General features: G+C 61.7%; 15 protein-coding genes. 6 read left to right on the top strand and 9 right to left on the bottom strand.

Annotated elements, in window-relative coordinates:
• Window positions 1-47: 47 nt before the first annotated feature.
• From QRN10_RS04305 to mreB, 6 genes are all read right to left on the bottom strand, one after another.
• Window positions 48-3,863 (bottom strand): YhdP family protein, encoded by a 3,816-nt coding sequence (locus tag QRN10_RS04305; RefSeq protein WP_285427903.1) that lies wholly within the window; start codon window positions 3,861-3,863, stop codon window positions 48-50.
• Between the two features lie 76 nt (window positions 3,864-3,939).
• Complete coding sequence (gene rng / locus QRN10_RS04300) at window positions 3,940-5,397, bottom strand: ribonuclease G (protein ID WP_285427902.1); 1,458 nt, start codon at window positions 5,395-5,397, stop codon at window positions 3,940-3,942.
• A gap of 70 nt (window positions 5,398-5,467) precedes the next feature.
• A complete protein-coding gene (locus QRN10_RS04295; protein WP_266245990.1) occupies window positions 5,468-6,064 on the bottom strand; it encodes a Maf family protein in 597 nt (198 codons plus the stop codon).
• A gap of 51 nt (window positions 6,065-6,115) precedes the next feature.
• On the bottom strand, window positions 6,116-6,604 hold the full coding sequence (gene mreD / locus QRN10_RS04290) for a rod shape-determining protein MreD (protein ID WP_181080617.1): 489 nt from the start codon (window positions 6,602-6,604) through the stop codon (window positions 6,116-6,118).
• A complete protein-coding gene (mreC, locus tag QRN10_RS04285; RefSeq protein WP_285427912.1) occupies window positions 6,604-7,713 on the bottom strand; it encodes a rod shape-determining protein MreC in 1,110 nt (369 codons plus the stop codon). Before mreC ends, mreD begins: the two co-directional genes overlap by 1 nt.
• Before the next feature lie 140 nt (window positions 7,714-7,853).
• Window positions 7,854-8,891 (bottom strand): rod shape-determining protein MreB, encoded by a 1,038-nt coding sequence (gene mreB, locus QRN10_RS04280; protein WP_002555108.1) that lies wholly within the window; start codon window positions 8,889-8,891, stop codon window positions 7,854-7,856.
• Between the two features lie 210 nt (window positions 8,892-9,101).
• Between mreB and gatC the strand changes: the two genes are divergently transcribed.
• The 6 genes from gatC to QRN10_RS04250 all read left to right on the top strand — a co-directional run bounded on the left by gatC (window position 9,102) and on the right by QRN10_RS04250 (window position 14,331).
• Entirely contained in the window at window positions 9,102-9,389 is a 288-nt protein-coding gene (gene gatC, locus QRN10_RS04275) for an Asp-tRNA(Asn)/Glu-tRNA(Gln) amidotransferase subunit GatC (protein WP_005784804.1), read from the top strand.
• Between the two features lie 16 nt (window positions 9,390-9,405).
• Window positions 9,406-10,857 (top strand): Asp-tRNA(Asn)/Glu-tRNA(Gln) amidotransferase subunit GatA, encoded by a 1,452-nt coding sequence (gatA, locus tag QRN10_RS04270; RefSeq protein WP_285427901.1) that lies wholly within the window; start codon window positions 9,406-9,408, stop codon window positions 10,855-10,857.
• Window positions 10,858-10,867: 10 nt separating this feature from the next.
• Complete coding sequence (gene gatB / locus QRN10_RS04265) at window positions 10,868-12,313, top strand: Asp-tRNA(Asn)/Glu-tRNA(Gln) amidotransferase subunit GatB (protein ID WP_285427900.1); 1,446 nt, start codon at window positions 10,868-10,870, stop codon at window positions 12,311-12,313.
• A gap of 155 nt (window positions 12,314-12,468) precedes the next feature.
• The gene (locus tag QRN10_RS04260) at window positions 12,469-12,840 is read left to right on the top strand and encodes a septal ring lytic transglycosylase RlpA family protein (RefSeq protein ID WP_181080614.1); all 372 of its coding nucleotides are present in this window, start codon (window positions 12,469-12,471) and stop codon (window positions 12,838-12,840) included.
• 67 nt (window positions 12,841-12,907) lie between these two features.
• On the top strand, window positions 12,908-13,954 hold the full coding sequence (locus QRN10_RS04255; RefSeq protein ID WP_285427911.1) for a calcium/sodium antiporter: 1,047 nt from the start codon (window positions 12,908-12,910) through the stop codon (window positions 13,952-13,954).
• A complete protein-coding gene (locus QRN10_RS04250; protein WP_285427899.1) occupies window positions 13,951-14,331 on the top strand; it encodes a carboxymuconolactone decarboxylase family protein in 381 nt (126 codons plus the stop codon). Before QRN10_RS04255 ends, QRN10_RS04250 begins: the two co-directional genes overlap by 4 nt.
• Here QRN10_RS04250 and QRN10_RS04245 read toward each other — a convergent pair.
• From QRN10_RS04245 to QRN10_RS04235, 3 genes are all read right to left on the bottom strand, one after another.
• Complete coding sequence (locus QRN10_RS04245) at window positions 14,328-15,269, bottom strand: AEC family transporter (RefSeq protein ID WP_181080612.1); 942 nt, start codon at window positions 15,267-15,269, stop codon at window positions 14,328-14,330. The two genes, QRN10_RS04250 and QRN10_RS04245, sit on opposite strands and share 4 nt — an antisense overlap.
• A gap of 163 nt (window positions 15,270-15,432) precedes the next feature.
• On the bottom strand, window positions 15,433-16,986 hold the full coding sequence (gene garD / locus QRN10_RS04240) for a galactarate dehydratase (RefSeq protein ID WP_285427898.1): 1,554 nt from the start codon (window positions 16,984-16,986) through the stop codon (window positions 15,433-15,435).
• An 11-nt stretch (window positions 16,987-16,997) separates the two neighbouring features.
• Window positions 16,998-18,362: an MFS transporter gene (locus QRN10_RS04235; RefSeq protein ID WP_285427897.1), complete on the bottom strand. Its 1,365-nt coding sequence runs from the start codon at window positions 18,360-18,362 to the stop codon at window positions 16,998-17,000.
• Window positions 18,363-18,369 lie beyond the last annotated feature (7 nt).

The following is an 18,369-nucleotide window of genomic DNA, read 5'->3' as shown; positions in this document are numbered from 1 at the left end:
ATGGGCATGCACCAAACATAGAGGACACCATGCTACTGCACGCTCACTCAGTTTGGCTTTTCAAATGGCTTGTCAAAGGTGATCTTCGGATCTTTCCAAGGCCCTTCGACCTTGTATTGCACGCTGGCGAAACGCGAGACACGATCGCCAATCAGCTTGTCGATCAGGAACAACGCACCACCGACCGCCGGCGCCCCCACGATCAACGCAGCAATCGGCAGGTTGTTGGTCACCGGCAGCGTCACCAGTAACTTGGCGTCAACGCGATCGGCCACCAGGTCGAGCGTACCGTTGAGCTCCAGGTTACTCGAAGGTCCGGTCATGGTAATCGGCTCACGGGTCACGAACACGCCGTTACTCGCCGCCAGCAGGCCTTTGACCCGGTCATAGCTCAACCCTTTACCGAGCAGATCCGAGAAATCCAGGCGCAGTCGACGCCCGATGGAGTTGAAGTTGAGCAGGCCAAATACCCGCAGGGCCTGGGCCCCGCCCTCGACTTCGACGAACTGGCCCTTGCGGAACGCTGCATCCAGGCTGCCGGAGAAACGCTTCGGCCCGACCCAGGCCGGCGAGCCCGGCCAACGCCCATCCACATCGAGATGGAAATCCTCGCTGGTCACAGTGGGCGCAAAGCCCCAGCCCTTGAGCACATCGGCGATATTCCTGCCGTCCAGCCGGCCCTTGTACCAACTGCTACTGTCGCCCGGTGCTCCCTCCCAACCCCCGGCGCCCTTGAGCTGCATGCCCTTCAGGCCCAGGTCCAGGCTGTTGAAGGCCAGGCCCTTGGCGGTAGGCCGGATCTTCAATGACCAGGCCCCGATCAGGTCCGGCCCCTGGAACAGCTGATCAATGGCGATATCCAGCGCGGGTATATCCTTGGGGTCAATACTGGCCAATGGGTCCGGTGCGTTCTCGTCAGCCTGTACGGTCGGGTCCACCGCCGGCAGCTTGACGTATTGCAGGTTGATCGCAATCGGAGCGCCCTTGGCGTCCGGAAGGCTGACGCTGCCCTTGGCCTGCCGGCTATCGAGCTGCACGGCCCACGCGGCGGGTTTGCGGTCCAACTGCAGGCTGACCTGATCGAACTGAGTGCCCAGCCCCGTAAGCTTGCCGATTTTGAAATCGGCACTGCTGAGCAGTTGCTTGGCGCTGCCGCCGGGATCGTTGCCGGCGTATTGATTCAGCAGCTTTTTCCAAGGGTCGATATCCAGCTCCGAGAGCACACCACGAATGCGCAAGCCTTTGCCACCGGGCAACACCGCATCGCCATCACCGAGGAACAACTCACCGCGGCCCTCGTTGAACTTGTCCGGGGGGGCGGCAAAGGTGAAGTTCGCCAGCTCACCGTAGTCGAACCAGTAGCGCCGCTCGGCGCCTTGCAGGGTCATGCGAAACGTACTGTCGCGGCCCTGGCTGGCCGGCATGCCGAACGGTGCCGGCAGGTCCACCGCTACGCCTTTGAGATTGGAACTGACCATCAACTGACTGTCGGCCCCGTCCAGATCGAGCTGCAACTGGTAGGGAATATCACCGGACACCGGCAACGGCTGGGTAATTTTCAACCAGTCTGTCAGTCGCTTGACCGTGACCTGGCCTTTGGCGACGACCCGGGTACTGATATTGCCCGGCTTGCCATCGGCGAAGATCTGCGCAGTGATCGGTCGTTCAAACGCTTGGGCGGATATGTTCTGGCCACTGAGGCCCTTGGCGCTGTCGAAACGGAATTCACCCTTGAGCTGCGTCAGATCCAGGGTCGGCTCGGCCAGTTGCAGGCGTGCCTTGTCGGTCTGGAAGTCCACCACGATCTTGGGTTCGGTGCCCTTGGCCAGGGGGATATCCAGGTCCAGCTTGCCTTGCAGGTCGCCTTCGCCTTTCCAGCCGGCGAAGGTCGACGCCGTGCCGATCGGCGCTTCCTGCAAGATCTTCAGGCCATCGCCCAGGCCGCCGGCGAAACCACCGGTAAGCAGCAAATGACTGTCCTTGCCCGCCGGAGCATGGGGAATATTGACGTAGATATCCTTGACCTGGGTATCGAGCAATTGGCCCTTGCTCGCCAGGATGCGCACGCCACTCTCCTCGACAAACACCTCGCCATCGACGTTGCTCACATGGGGCCAGCCCGGCTGGAACGCCAGCTCGGCGTCATGCACCTTGAAAAACAGGCTGATATTACGCGCCGCGCGCACCGCATCATGGTTCAGCGAGCCCTGATACTGGAAGAAGCCTTCGTCCACCGCGCCCTTGACGATCGCCGTGCGCAGCCATTCATCCAGGGCCGGGCTCAGCACCGCCGGCAGGTACTTGTGCGTGAAGCGCCCGTCGCCGTCGACCAGGCCGACACGCAGGTCCATGTAGTCTTCCTGGCTGTGGTCGAAATGCAGGCGGATCAGGAAATCGGCGGCGATCTTGCCCTCCTCTCCCAGCACCTTGATATACGGTGCGATCAGGGTGAACCCTTGTTTGTCCAGGGTCCAGGTGAGGCGCGCGTTGGCCTGAATGTACTGCCAGGGCTTGGCGAAGATGGGGTCCAGGTGCAGGGAAAAATCCTTGCTGTCCATGCGCAGCTCGCCATGCCCCAGGTCGCCGCTGATGCTGCCGGATACGTTACGCGCGGCCGGCGCGCCGAAATAGGCATCAAAGCCCACACGTTCGAGATTGGCGGCAAAACTGACTTTCTGATCGGAGCTGTCCTGGGGACGGAAATCCACCAGAACATTGCGCAGCAGCCCCGTGGCCTTGATGTGTTCAACCGCCTTGGCAAAGCCTTCCGGCAACGGAGCCAGTGCGTTGAGCAGCGGTGTGATGGGCGTCAAGTCCAGCCGGTCGGCCTGCAACTTCCAGACTTCAAGCGCCTTTTCGGTAGCCAGCGTCTGCTGCAACTGCATGCGCGATTCCCAGCGGGTTTCCCCCAGGCTCATCGCCAGCGAATCGACCAGGACGTTAAGGCCGGTATCACTGCGTTGCAGATAAGCGGTGAGAGCGAGGTTCTCGATATGCACCGGCTTGCGCTCGGCATAGCTGCCTTTGGCCTGAGGCGAGTTGAGACGCACCGCCGCGCTTTGCACGGCGCCATTGCCCCAGTTCAGCCACAGCTCGCCACCGGCCTTGAATTGCGTGAGCTTCCATTGCCCGGTCAGCCGAGCCGGAATCCATTTGGCCCAGTCGCTCTGAGGCAGGCTCGCATAGGCCTGGATCTCGGCGTCCTTCCATTGGCTGGCGCGGATGCGGCTGCGCAGGCTCAAGGCCAGCGGCTGGCCATCGGGCAGGGTCAGGCGCGCATCTAGGCGCTGGCGGGTCATGCCGGTGTGCAGGCTCAAGCCGACGTAGGTGAGGGTCGACGGCGGCTGGTCAAACGGCTGCAGGGTCACTTGGCTGTCGAGCAGCGATACACGCTTGACCTGCTGCATGCGTGTCAGCACCTGCTGCGGGTCCAGCGGCTGGTCGTCCTGCACCGGCAGGCCCTGCAAAGCCCAATGGCCGTCCTTGTCTTCCTTGACGCTCAACTGCAGGCCGCTGAGTTGCAGGTGAGCGATGCGCACTTCGCGCGCGGTCAGGCTGGCCCAGATATCCGGCACCACTTCGACCTGGTCCAGGCGCAGGGCGCTGCTGCCCTCGCCCACCATCACGTCATGGGCACGCAGCACGGGCGCAAAGCCACTCCAGCGCCCTTCAAGACTCCCGATATGCATGGGCATGCCCAACGCAGCCTCGGCCTTGGCTTCGACTTCAGCCCGGTACTCGGCCACCAGCGGGGTCAACTGGCGCCCCAGGCTCACATACACGGCCGCCAACACCAGCAGCAAAGCGCACAGGCCGAGGCCCCAACGGGTCAAAGCGGCAAAAAAGCGTATCAGACGCTCCATGTCGGGCGACCCTCAAGGCAGTAGTCGGACGGCGGCACAAAGGCCGCCGCTCGCGTAAAAGGAAAGCGAATGGGGATCAGAGCAGCACCACGTCGTATTGTTCCTGGGAATACATGGTTTCGACCTGGAAGCGAATCGTACGGCCGATAAACACCTCCAGCTCGGCGACGTTACCGGACTCTTCATCCAGCAATCGGTCAACCACTTTCTGGTTGGCAAGCACTCTATATCCTTCGGCCTGATACGCCCGCGCCTCTCGTAAGATTTCCCGGAAAATCTCATAGCAAACCGTTTCCGGAGTTTTCAATTTCCCCCGGCCCTGACAGCTGCTGCACGGCTCGCACAGCACTTGCTCCAGGCTTTCACGGGTACGCTTGCGGGTCATCTGCACCAGCCCCAGCTCGGTGATGCCGATGATATTGGTCTTGGCGTGATCGCGTTCCAGCTGCTTTTCGAGCGTGCGCAAGACCTGACGCTGATGCTCTTCATCTTCCATGTCGATGAAATCAATGATGATGATCCCGCCAAGGTTGCGCAGGCGCAGCTGGCGGGCAATCGCCGTGGCCGCTTCGAGGTTGGTCTTGAAGATGGTTTCCTCAAGGTTGCGATGGCCGACGAACGCTCCGGTGTTGACATCGATGGTGGTCATGGCTTCCGCCGGGTCCACCACCAGGTAGCCACCGGACTTGAGCGGCACTTTGCGCTCCAAGGCTTTCTGAATTTCGTCCTCGACGCCGTACAAATCGAAGATCGGCCGCTCGCCGGGGTAGTGTTCCAGGCGGTCGGCAATTTCCGGCATCAACTCGGCGACAAACTGCGTGGTGCGCTGGAACGTTTCCCGCGAGTCGATGCGAATTTTCTCTATCTTGGGGCTGACCAGATCGCGCAGGGTACGCAGCGCCAGGCCCAGGTCTTCATAGATCACGCTGGGGGCGCCGATGGTCTTGATCTGTGCGCCGATCTGGTCCCATAAACGCCGCAGGTAGCGGATGTCCATAAGGATCTCATCGGCGCCGGCACCTTCGGCGGCAGTGCGCAGGATGAACCCGCCCGCCTCCTTGATACCTTCGGCGGCCACACAATCGCTGACCACTTTCTTAAGACGATCGCGCTCGGCTTCGTCTTCGATCTTCAGGGAAATGCCGACATGGGCCGTACGCGGCATATACACAAGGTAACGCGACGGAATCGACAGTTGAGTGGTCAGGCGTGCGCCCTTTGAGCCGATGGGGTCCTTGGTGACTTGCACCACCAGGCTCTGCCCTTCGTGCACCAGTGCGCTGATGCTCTCGACGGACGGACCTTCACGCAGGGAAATCTCCGACGCATGGATGAACGCCGCGCGGTCCAGGCCGATGTCGACGAACGCCGCCTGCATGCCCGGCAATACCCGCACCACTTTGCCTTTGTAGATATTGCCTACGATCCCGCGTTTCTGGGTTCGCTCGACGTGCACTTCCTGCAGAACACCGTTCTCTACCACCGCCACGCGCGATTCCATCGGCGTGATATTGATCAGAATCTCTTCACTCATGGCTGGGTCTCGTTCAGGCGTTTTCACAATAGTGACCGATCGCTTAAGGCTGGGCGCTGGAGTAACGCATTCAGCGCACGGTAAGGTTTTGCCAACAGGGTATGTCGAATCGAGCGAGCAGTTGCGCGGTTTCGCACACCGGCAGGCCGACCACCGCGGAATAGCTGCCGTTGAGCCCTGTCACAAACACCGACCCCAGCCCTTGAATAGCATAGCCGCCGGCCTTATCCCGCGGTTCGCCGCTGCGCCAGTAGGCTGTCGCCTCCTCCAACGAGATGGCGCGAAAACGTACAAGGCTGCTGACACATAGGGCTTCACAACGCGTGCCATCCGTCAGGGCGACGGCAGTCAGGACTTCGTGTTCGCGCCCCGCCAACGCCATCAACATAGCCAGGGCATCGGCCTGATCCACGGGCTTGCCGAGGATCTTTGCATCCACCACCACGGCCGTATCGGCGCCCAGCACACAACCGCCCAAGCTTTGCCCAAGCGCGGCAAAACCAGCCGCCGCCTTGCCGCGCGCCAGACGCTCGACATAGGCAACAGCGGATTCATTTGCGAGGGGAGTTTCATCAATTGCGGCGCTGACCACGGTGAAGGGCACACCGATCTGGGTCAGCAGTTCACGCCGCCGGGGGGAGCCGGAGGCCAGATACAGCGTATTCATTGCAGACTCTCCCTGTAGGGTTCGATAACCAGGCAGAGCCTCGCAATCCATTCAATTGATCTTATAGCGGCGACGTAACCCGCGCAGGCCGAAACTGATCCACGGCCACAGCAAAGCACTGACCAGTGCCGGTAATACCAGCGCCAGGGTCGGTTGACGATTGCCGGTCAGGGCACTGAGCCACAACTGTACCAACTGCGCCAGGCCGAAGATCACCAGGATCACCAGGCACTGCTGCCACATCGGAAACATGCGCAGACGCTGCTGCAACGACAACACCAGGAACGTAATCAGGGTCAGAATCAGCGCGTTCTGGCCCAGCAAGGTGCCATAGAGTACGTCTTGCGCCAAGCCCAGGAACATGGCGGTGACCATGCCGACTTTATGCGGCAGGTTCAACGACCAGAAGGCCAGCAGCAGCGCCAGCCACAGCGGGCGCAGGATTTCCATGAACTGGGGCAGTGGCGACACGCTGAGCAATAAACCGATGGCAAACGTCAGCCAGACGATCCAGCCATTTCGCGAATGGGTACTGGCCATTATTCCTCCTGCCGCGTAGCTGCCGGGGCCGCAGCCGCGGGCGGCTTGGTGGCTGGCGCGGTGGTTGCAGGCGGCTTAGTGGCGGCGGGCTTGACCGGATGGGCGCCATGAGCCGCAGGCTTGGCCGGCGTGGCCACAGGCGCGGTCGCTGCCGGCGCTGTTGCCGGCGCCGCAGGAGTTGCCGGCGCGGGCTTGGGCACCGTCGCGGGGATGATCGGTGAGGTGCCGTTCTTTTTGTCTTCCGCTTCCTGGGCCTGGGCGGCTTCGTTGGCGCGCTCTTCCGGGGTGCGGTTGTCGCTGAATACCAGCAGCAGGTAACGGCTGCGGTTCAAGGCAGCAGTGGGCACGGCGCGCACAATAGCGAACGGCTGGCCGGAATCGTGGATCACTTCCTTGACCGTCGCCACCGGGTAACCAGCGGGGAAGCGCTGCCCCAGCCCGGAACTGACCAGCAGGTCGCCTTCCTTGATGTCGGCGGTATCGGCCACGTGGCGCAGCTCCAGACGCTCGGGATTGCCGGTACCGCTGGCAATCGCGCGCAGCCCGTTACGGTTGACCTGCACAGGGATGCTGTGGGTGGTATCCGTCAGCAACAATACCCGCGAGGTGTAGGGCATCAGCTCGACCACCTGGCCCATCAGGCCACGCGCATCCAGCACCGGCTGGCCCAGGACTACGCCGTCGCGCTCACCCTTGTTGATGATGATGCGATGGGTAAAGGGGTTGGGGTCCATGCCGATCAACTCGGCCACTTCGACCTTTTCGTTGACCAGTGCAGACGAATTGAGCAACTCGCGCAGCCGAACGTTCTGCTCGGTCAGGGCCGCGAGCTTTTGCATGCGCCCCTGCAGCAGCAGGTTTTCAGTCTTGAGTTTTTCGTTCTCGGCGACCAGCTCAGTGCGGCTGCCGAATTGGCTGGCCACGCCCTGATAGAGACGTTGCGGCAGGTCGGTGATCCAGTAAGTCTGCATCAACACCAGCGACATCTGGCTGCGCACCGGCTTGAGCAGTGCGAAGCGCGCGTCGACCACCATCAACGCGACCGAAAGCACGACCAGCACCAATAAGCGCACGCCCAATGAGGGGCCTTTGGCGAAAAGCGGTTTAATAGGCCGCTCCTCCCAGGCAAATGTTCTCTTTATTCATACGGCATCAAACCGGCCTGGATGCAGATTGAAGAAGATAAACGCCCACAGGCAGCACTGCAAAGTGCTGCCTGTGGGCGACGCATGGGCAAACCAGCAATGTCTTATTCGCTGGAGAGCAGGTCCATGGTGTGCTTATCCATCATTTCCAGTGCACGACCACCGCCACGGGCAACACAGGTCAACGGGTCTTCGGCGACGATCACCGGCAGGCCGGTTTCCTGGGCCAGCAACTTGTCGAGGTCGCGCAGCAAGGCGCCACCACCGGTCAGGACCAGGCCGCGCTCGGCGATGTCGGACGCCAATTCCGGCGGCGATTGCTCCAGGGCGCTTTTCACCGCCTGAACGATAGTGGCCAGCGACTCTTGCAGAGCTTCCAGCACTTCATTGGAGTTCAGGGTGAAGGCACGAGGGACGCCTTCGGCCAGGTTGCGACCGCGAACATCGACTTCGCGTACTTCGCCGCCCGGATAGGCCGTACCGATTTCCTGCTTGATGCGCTCGGCGGTGGATTCGCCGATCAGGCTGCCGTAGTTACGGCGCACGTAGGTAATGATCGCTTCGTCGAAACGGTCGCCGCCCACGCGGACGGATTCGGCATACACCACACCATTCAGGGAAATCAGGGCGATTTCGGTAGTACCACCACCGATATCCACCACCATCGAACCGCGCGCTTCCTCAACCGGCAGGCCGGCACCGATGGCGGCAGCCATTGGCTCTTCGATCAGGAACACTTCGCGAGCACCGGCGCCGAGGGCCGATTCACGGATGGCGCGACGCTCCACCTGGGTGGACTTGCAGGGAACGCAGATCAGCACACGAGGGCTGGGCTGCAGGAAACTGTTTTCGTGAACCTTGTTGATGAAATACTGCAGCATCTTTTCGCAGACGCTGAAGTCGGCGATCACGCCGTCCTTCATCGGACGAATGGCAGCAATATTGCCGGGTGTTCGGCCGAGCATGCGCTTGGCCTCGGTGCCGACGGCAACGACACTTTTCTGATTACCATGGGTCCGAATGGCCACAACCGATGGCTCATTCAGAACGATACCGCGCTCGCGCACGTAAATAAGGGTGTTGGCAGTGCCCAGGTCAATGGAAAGATCGCTGGAAAACATGCCACGCAGTTTCTTGAACATGGGAAAGGGACCCTAGGCAACGCGTGGGTAAAAAAGTGCGGCAAACTCTAACAACGACAGGGATTTTGGGCAAGGCGCCAATGTGCTAAATTGGCCGACTTTCTGTGCACCAACCCCCACAATCGCGGCCGTAAGACCGTAGAAATGCGGTAGTGTTCCGACAATCTAACACACGGACAGCCTCCGTTCTGTTTTCCACTGGAGATTCCCATGGCGCTTGAACGCTCCGACGTGGAAAAAATCGCGCATCTGGCCTCGCTTGGCCTTAATGATGCCGATCTTCCACAGACCACCGCAGCCCTGAACAGCATTCTCGGGCTGGTTGACCAAATGCAGGCCGTAGACACCGACGGCATCGAGCCCCTGGCTCACCCGCTGGAAGCCAGCCAGCGCCTGCGCGCAGACGTGGTGACCGAACGCAATAATCGCGAGGCCTACCAGTCCATCGCGCCAGCGGTCGAAAACGGCCTGTACCTGGTTCCGAAAGTCATCGACTAAAGGGAAAGAGCCTTTCATGCATCACATGACTCTGGCCGAGATCGCCCGCGGTCTCGCCGATAAAAAGTTTTCCTCCGAAGAGCTGACCAAAACCCTGCTGGCGCGCATCGCCGAGCTGGACCCCAAGGTCAACAGCTTCATCAGCCTCACCGAAGAACTGGCCCTGAGCCAGGCCAAGGCCGCCGACGCCCGTCGCGCCAACGGTGAGAACGGCGCACTGCTGGGCGCCCCGATCGCCCACAAAGACCTGTTCTGCACCCAGGGCATTCGCACCAGTTGCGGCTCGAAGATGCTCGACAACTTCAAGGCACCCTACGACGCCACCGTGGTGTCCAGGCTCGCGACGGCGGGGGCCGTGACTCTGGGCAAGACCAACATGGACGAATTCGCCATGGGTTCGGCCAACGAGTCGAGCTACTACGGCGCGGTAAAAAACCCATGGAACCTGGAACACGTGCCGGGTGGTTCGTCCGGGGGTTCGGCAGCCGCCGTTGCCGCGCGTTTCCTGCCGGCGGCCACCGCCACCGACACCGGCGGTTCGATCCGCCAGCCGGCGGCGTTCACTAACCTCACCGGTTTGAAGCCGACCTACGGTCGCGTCTCCCGTTGGGGCATGATCGCCTACGCCTCCAGCCTCGATCAGGGCGGCCCGCTGGCCCGCAGCGCCGAAGACTGCGCGCTGCTGCTGCAGGGCATGGTCGGCTTCGACCCGCAGGATTCCACCAGCATCGATGAACCGGTGCCGGACTACAGCGCCAGCCTCAACGCCTCGATCAAGGGCCTGCGCATCGGCGTGCCGAAGGAATACTTCAGCGCCGGCCTCGACCCGCGCATCGCCGAGTTGGTGCATAACAGCATCAAAGAGCTGGAAAAGCTCGGCGCCGTCATCAAGGAAATCAGCCTGCCGAACAACCAGCACGCGATTCCTGCCTACTACGTGATCGCGCCAGCGGAAGCCTCCTCCAACCTGTCGCGTTTCGACGGCGTGCGCTTCGGCTACCGCTGCGAGAACCCGAAGGACCTCACCGACCTGTACAAGCGCTCCCGTGGCGAAGGCTTCGGTGCCGAAGTGCAGCGCCGCATCATGGTCGGTGCGTATGCCCTGTCGGCCGGCTATTACGACGCTTACTACCTCAAGGCGCAGAAAATCCGACGCCTGATCAAGAACGACTTCATGGCCGCCTTCGAAGAAGTCGACGTGATCCTCGGCCCGACCACGCCGAACCCGGCCTGGAAGATCGGCGCCAAGACCGGCGACCCGATCGCCGAGTACCTGGAAGACCTCTACACCATCACCGCCAACCTCGCGGGCTTGCCAGGCTTGTCCATGCCGGCCGGTTTCGTCGATGGCCTGCCGGTGGGCGTGCAGTTGCTGGCCCCGTATTTCCAGGAAGGCCGCCTGCTCAATGTGGCGCACCAGTACCAGTTGCACACTGACTGGCACACCCGCACCCCTACCGGCTTCTGAGGAGAACACTATGCAATGGGAAGTCGTGATCGGGCTGGAGATTCATACCCAGCTCGCCACCCAATCGAAGATTTTCTCCGGTAGCGCCACCACGTTCGGCTCCGAGCCCAACACCCAGGCCAGCCTGGTCGACCTGGGCATGCCCGGCGTACTGCCGGTGCTGAACCAGGAAGCGGTACGCATGGCGGTGATGTTCGGCCTGGCGATTGACGCCCAAATCGGCCAGCACAACGTGTTTGCACGCAAGAACTACTTTTACCCGGATCTGCCCAAGGGCTATCAGATCAGCCAGATGGAACTGCCGATCGTCGGCAAGGGCCACCTGGACATCCCGCTGGAAGACGGCACGATCAAACGTGTCGGCGTAACCCGCGCCCACCTGGAAGAGGATGCCGGTAAAAGCCTGCACGAAGAATTCCCGGGCGCTACCGGTATCGACCTGAACCGCGCCGGCACGCCACTGCTGGAGATCGTCTCCGAGCCGGACATGCGCAGCGCCAAGGAAGCCGTGGCCTACGTCAAAACCATCCACGCGCTGGTGCGCTACCTGGGTATCTGCGACGGCAACATGGCCGAAGGCTCGCTGCGTTGCGACTGCAACGTATCGATCCGTCCAAAGGGCCAGGTCGAATTCGGCACCCGCTGCGAGATCAAGAACGTCAACTCGTTCCGCTTTATCGAGAAAGCGATCAACAGCGAAGTGCGCCGCCAGATCGAACTGATTGAAGATGGCGGCAAGGTTATCCAGCAAACGCGCCTGTACGACCCGAACAAGGACGAAACCCGCGCCATGCGCAGTAAAGAGGAAGCCAACGACTACCGTTACTTCCCCGATCCGGACCTGTTGCCGGTGGTGCTGGAGGATTCGTTCCTCAATGACATCCGCGCCACCCTGCCGGAATTGCCACAGCAGAAACGCGAGCGCTTCCAGGCGCAGTTCGGCCTGTCGGTCTACGATGCCAGCGTTTTGGCCTCCAGCCGCGAACAAGCCAACTACTTCGAAAAAGTCGTAAGCATTGCCGGTGACGCCAAACTGGCGGCCAACTGGGTGATGGTCGAGCTGGGCAGCCTGTTGAACAAACAGGGCCTGGAAATCGACGAAGCACCGGTCACCGCCGAGCAACTGGGCGGCATGCTGCTGCGCATCAAGGACAACACCATCTCCGGCAAGATCGCCAAGACCGTGTTCGAAGCCATGGCCAGCGGCGAAGGCAGTGCCGACGAGATCATCGAAAAGCGCGGCCTCAAGCAAGTCACCGACAGTGGCGCGATTTCGGCCGTACTCGATGAAATGCTCGCGGCCAACGCCGAGCAGGTCGAGCAGTACCGTGCGGCAGACGAGGCCAAGCGCGGCAAGATGTTCGGCTTCTTTGTGGGCCAGGCCATGAAAGCCTCCAAGGGCAAGGCCAACCCGCAACAGGTGAACGAGCTGCTCAAAAGCAAGCTTGAAGGCTGACAGCGATGAATGGTCCGAGTGAGACTTCACGCTTAACTCGGACTCCCTGTGCGAGGGGGCTTGCCCCCGATAGCGGTGATTCAGTCAACCCAGTGGCGGCTGACACTGCTATCGGGGCAAGCCCCTTCCCACATTTGTAACGGGGTAACCTTGGAATGAAGCGTCTACTCGGCCTCCTGGCCCTGTTCTCTCTTTTAGGCGGTTGCGCCAGCGGCATCATCGACCCCAATGGCTACGACGAAACCGGCACCGCTTCCTATTACGGCGCCAGACACCATGGCAAGAAGACTGCCAGCGGTGAACCCTTCAACCAGAACGCCCTGACCGCCGCCCATCGGCGCCTGCCCTTCGGCACTCAGGTCAGGGTCACCAACCTGAACAACGATCGAGCCGTGGTGGTGCGCATCAACGATCGCGGCCCACATGCCCGTGGGCGCTTGATTGATCTTTCCCGCAAGGCGGCCGAGCAACTGGGTATGCTCGGCAGCGGCACCGCCCGCGTTCGCGTGCAAGCCCTGAGCAACTGAACCACAGCGCAAAGGAGCCCTGGCCATTTTCGGATTAACCGCCCTCTCCCCCTGGAGCCTGCTCGAACTGACCAGCGGCCTCGTGTTGCTGATCCTTGGCGCCGAAATCCTGGTGCGCGCCGCCGTGCGCCTGGCGGCGAGCCTCAAGGTACGGCCATTGATCATCGGCTTGACCATCGTGGCCTTCGGCAGCAGCGCGCCGCAGATGACGGTCAGCCTGCAGGCCACCCTGGCCGGCAATACCGACATTGCCGTGGGCAGTGTGATCGGCAGCAGCATCTTCAACATCCTGGTGACCCTGGGCCTTTCTGCGCTGATCATCCCCCTGCGGGTGTCGCGCCAACTGGTACGCCTGGATATTCCGGTGATGATCCTCGCCGGGCTGCTGGTGTTCACCCTGGCCGCCAATGAAGAACTCACGCCGCTCGATGGCGTGTTGCTGCTGGTGGCCCTGAGCGCCTATCTCGGCGTGCTGCATTATCAGACCCGACACTCACGGCGCCCGCGCACGCTCGACACCGTGGCACGGGCGCCGTGGCCGAGCAGTGTGCTGCTGATGCTCGGCGGGCTGCTGATCCTGGTACTGGCCGGCCACCTGCTGCTGGGTGCGGCAGTGGATGTGGCGGGCGACCTGGGCCTGTCGGAACGCATTATCGGCCTGACACTGATCGGCGTCGGCACCTCGCTGCCGTGCATGGCCACCTCCCTGATCGCCGCCCTGCGCGGCCAGCGGGAAATCGCCGTAGGCAACGTGATCGGCAGCAACCTGTTCAACCTGCTGGGCGTGCTGGGCCTTACCGCCGTGCTCGCGCCATCGCCGCTGTCGGTGTCGCCCAATGCGCTGGATTTCGATTTGCCGGTGATGCTGGGCGTGGTGGTGCTGTGCCTGCCGGTGTTCTATACCGGCTACCGCGTGACCCGTGCCGAAGGTTTGGTGCTGCTGGGCTTGTACCTGGCGTATGGGCTGCATGTGATGTCGTTCACCACCGGCATGCCCCTGGCCAACAAACTTGAACACTTGATGGTGTATTACATCCTGCCAGTGCTGGTGGCTTTCCTGTTGTTCAGCACGCTGCGAGCCTGGCGCCGCCAACACAAGAGGGAATCGTCATGACCGAGCAGAAAACACCCGGGGTTGAGATGCGTCGCCAGGTGATGGGCGACGCATTCGTCGACCGCGCACTGGGCAACGCCACGGCGTTCACCCAGCCGCTGCAGGACTTCGTCAACGAGCACGCCTGGGGCGCCGTGTGGAACCGCGACGGGCTGCCGCTCAAGACCCGCAGCCTGATCACTCTCGCCGCCCTGACCGCGCTCAAGTGCCCGCAGGAACTCAAGGGCCATGTGCGCGGCGCGCTGAACAATGGCTGTACCGTGGAAGAGATTCGCGAGGCGCTGCTGCATTGTGCGGTGTACGCCGGGGTACCGGCCGCCATCGATGCGTTTCGGGCAGCGCAGGAAGTGATCGACAGCTACCAGCAGGACGCCTAGATCCAGCCCCCGGCCTGCAACACAAAGATCCCGATATTCGTGGTCACCGCCGCCATCAGCGTGGTGATCACAATAATCGCCGCCGCCAGTTCATGATTGCCCTCGGCCGCGCGAGCCATCACAAAACTGGCAGCCGCCGTCGGCGCACCGAAGTACAAGAACAGAATCCCCAGTTCCGCCCCGCGAAAGCCCAGCAGCCAAGCGCCCAGGGTGGCGAGCAGCGGCAGCCAGATCATCTTCATCAGGCTCGCACTCAAGGCCATGCTGCCGCTTTTGCGCAGCGCCGCCAGGGACAAGGTACCGCCGATGCAGATCAGCGCCAGCGGCAAGGTCGTGTCGGCCAGATACTGGGCGGATTTTTCCAGCCAGCCCGGCAGACCGATCTGAAAGTACGCGAACGGCGCGGCGGCAATCACGCTGATGATCAGCGGGTTGGCGATCACGCTTTTGAAGATGCTCCACGGGTCGGACTTGATCACCGGGCTGTACACCGCCAGCACAATGGTCGACAGGGTGTTGTAGAACAGGATCACCAGCGCCGCGAGGATCGCACCGAGGGAGATGCCGTAGTCGCCATACATGCTGGCGGCCAACGCCAGACCGATCACCCCGTTATTGCCGCGAAACGCGCCTTGGGTATAGATGCCACGGTCTTCTTTGCGGCAACGAAAGATGGCCCAGGCCCAGGCCAGCGCAAAGCTCACCAGCGTGGCCACGGAAAAGTAGATCAGCAGGCCCGGCTTGAGCGCCGAATGCAGGTCGGCGTGCAGGATGCCGAGGAACAGCAACGCCGGCATGGTGACGTTGAACACCAGGGACGATGCGGTGTGGATAAAGTTGTCGTTGATCCAGTTGATGCGCTTGAGCAGCACACCCAGAAACAGCATGGCAAACACCGGCGCGGTGATCGTGAGGGTAGTGAGAAAGATAGCCAGCATGCCGGGGAGAACCTTGGTGAGCGTCGTTAGGTGGCTAATGATAAGCCATGCAGCTCAGCGGTGCCTGTTAGACCGCAATCGGGGGCAAGCCCCCTCCCACAGTTTGAATTGTGAATACCTTCAAGTGTGGGAGGGGGCTTGCCCCGATGCAGACGACTCGATCTCAGGTGATCGGCGCCGGGTTGAACAAGGTAATGTCGTTGTGCAGCTTGTGATGCTCCGCCCACGTTTTCTTCTTGCCGCTGGCCACGTCCAGGTAGAAGTGAAACAACTCCCAGCCCAACTCCTCGATACTCGCGCGCCCGGTGGCGATGCGCCCGGCGTCGATGTCGATGAGGTCCGGCCAGCGTTGCGCCAGTTCCGTACGGGTCGATACCTTCACCACCGGCGCCATCGCCAGCCCATAAGGCGTGCCACGACCGGTGGTAAATACATGCAGGTTCATCCCCGCCGCCAGTTGCAACGTACCGCACACAAAATCGCTGGCCGGGGTGGCGCAGAAAATCAGGCCCTTGCCCTTGAAGCGCTCGCCAGGGCCCAGCACGCCGTTGATCGCGCTGCTGCCGGACTTGACGATGGAGCCCAACGACTTCTCGACAATGTTCGACAACCCGCCCTTCTTGTTGCCCGGCGTGGTGTTGGCACTGCGGTCCGCTTCGCCCTTGGCCAGGTAACGGTCGTACCAGTCCATTTCTCTGACCAACTCTTCGGCCACTTCCTTCGTCTGTGCGCGAGAGGTCAGCAGGTAGATGGCATCACGTACTTCGGTGACTTCGGAAAACATTACCGTCGCGCCCGCCCGCAGCAGCAAATCCGAGGCGTAGCCCAGTGCCGGGTTGGCGGTGATGCCGGAAAACGCATCGCTGCCGCCGCATTGCATGCCCAGGATCAGCTCGGACGCCGGCACGGTTTCCCGGCGGCGCTGGTCGAGCTTCTTCAAGCGCACTTCGGCCAGTTCCATGATCTGCTCGATCATCTCGGTGAAGCCGTGGCTGGAGTCCTGCAGCCGATACAGCCACGGCTCGCTCAAATCGACGGAACTGTCGTTGTCGTGCATCACCTGGCCGGCCTGCAGTTTCTCGCAGCCCAGGCTGATCACCAGGGCTTCGCCGCCCAGGTTCGGGTTGCGCGCCAAGTTGCGCACAGTACGGATCGGAATGTAGGCATCCGTCGCGGTGATCGCCACCCCGCAGCCATAACTGTGAGTCAGCGCCACCACGTCATCGACGTTGGGGTACTTGGGCAGCAACTCCTCCTTGATGCGCTTGACCGCGTGGTCCAGCACCCCGGTCACGCACTGCACCGTGGTGGTGATGCCCAGGATATTGCGCGTGCCGACAGTGCCGTCGGTATTGCGGTAGCCCTCGAACGTGTAGCCCTCCAGCGGCGCCTGGCCCTCGGGCACCTCGGTGGACAGCGGCAAGCTGTCCAGCGGTGGCGCGGTAGGCATGCGCAGTTGATCTTCCTGGACCCAACTGCCACGCGGAATCGGCGCCAGGGCGTAACCGATGGTCTGTCCGTAGCGAATAATCTGACCGCCTTCGGGGATATCCTCCAGGGTCACTTTGTGGCTCTGGGGGATGAAATCCACGGTCACCAGGCCGTCCGGGAACTCGGTCCCGGCCGGTACACCCTGGTCGTTGACCACGATCACTACGTTGTCGCGCTCGTGCAGGCGAATGGAGCGCGGCGAGTCGGCATGTTCAATCAACTGCATCACAGGGCCTCTCAGGAATGCGCTTCGGTTAGGTTGGTCAACTCAGGCCCTTTGCTTGGCGGCTCTTTGAGTACGACACGCTTGATCGGGCCGACGATCACCAGGTAGCTGAACACCGCCACCAGCGCGTTGGCGCCGACAAACACCAGGGCCCACTTGAACGAACCGGTGGTACTGATGATGTAGCCGATGACAATCGGTGTGGTGATCGACGCCAGGTTACCGAAGGTGTTGAACAGGCCGCCACTGAGACCGGCGATTTGTTTCGGCGAGGTGTCAGACACCACCGCCCAGCCCAGTGCGCCAACACCCTTGCCGAAGAAGGCCAAGGCCATGAAGCCCACCACCATCCATTCAACGTCAACATAGTTGCACGCGATGATGCTGCTGGAGACCAGCAGGCCGGCAATGATCGGCGCCTTGCGGGCGAAGGTCAGCGAGTGGCCTTTGCGCAGCAGGTAATCGGAAATCACCCCGCCGAGCACGCCGCCGATAAAGCCGCAGATCGCCGGCAACGAGGCGATGAAACCGGCCTTGAGGATGGTCATGCCACGGTCCTGCACCAGGTACACGGGGAACCAGGTCAGGAAGAAGTAGGTGATGCCATTGATGCAGTACTGGCCGAGGTACACGCCAAGCATCATGCGGTTGGTGAGCAACTGACGGATGTAATCCCACTTCGGCCCGTCGGTTTTCTTACCCTTGGCTTTGTCCTGGTCCATATCGACCATCGCGCCATTGGCGGCGATGTGATTGAGCTCGGCCTCATTGATCATCGGGTGCTGACGCGGGCTGTGGATCACTTTCAGCCAGATCAGCGAGAACACGATACCGATCGCGCCCATTACGATGAACACGTGCTGCCAGCCGAAGCGGTAGACGATCCATCCCATCAGCGGCGCGAACAGCACCGTGGCGAAGTACTGCGCCGAGTTGAAGATCGCCGAAGCCGTGCCGCGCTCTGCGGTCGGGAACCAGGCGGCCACGATCCGCGCATTCCCCGGAAAGGACGGCGCTTCGGCCAGGCCTACCAGGAAGCGCAGCATAAACAGCGCGACCACGGCGGTGGAGAGACCGAACTCACCGACATAGCCTTGCAGCACGGTGAACAGAGACCAGGTGAAGATGCTCAGGGCATAGACTTTTTTCGAGCCGAACCGGTCCAGCAGCCAGCCACCGGGGATTTGCCCGGCCACATAGGCCCAACCGAATGCGGAGAAGATATAACCGAGGGTGACCGCGTCGATGCCGAGGTCTTTTTGCAGGCTGGAGCCCGCGATGGCGATGGTGGCCCGGTCGGCGTAGTTGATCGTGGTCACCACAAACAGCATGAGCAGGATCAAATAGCGGACGTGGGTCGGCTTGGTCGCTTGCATGTAGAAG

The sequence above is a fragment of the Pseudomonas sp. lyk4-R2A-8 genome (assembly GCF_030209095.1).
GTDB classification, from domain to species: domain Bacteria; phylum Pseudomonadota; class Gammaproteobacteria; order Pseudomonadales; family Pseudomonadaceae; genus Aquipseudomonas; species Aquipseudomonas quebecensis.
Note: the sequence above shows the minus strand (reverse complement) of the source record. Positions and strands in the feature narration are given on the sequence as shown.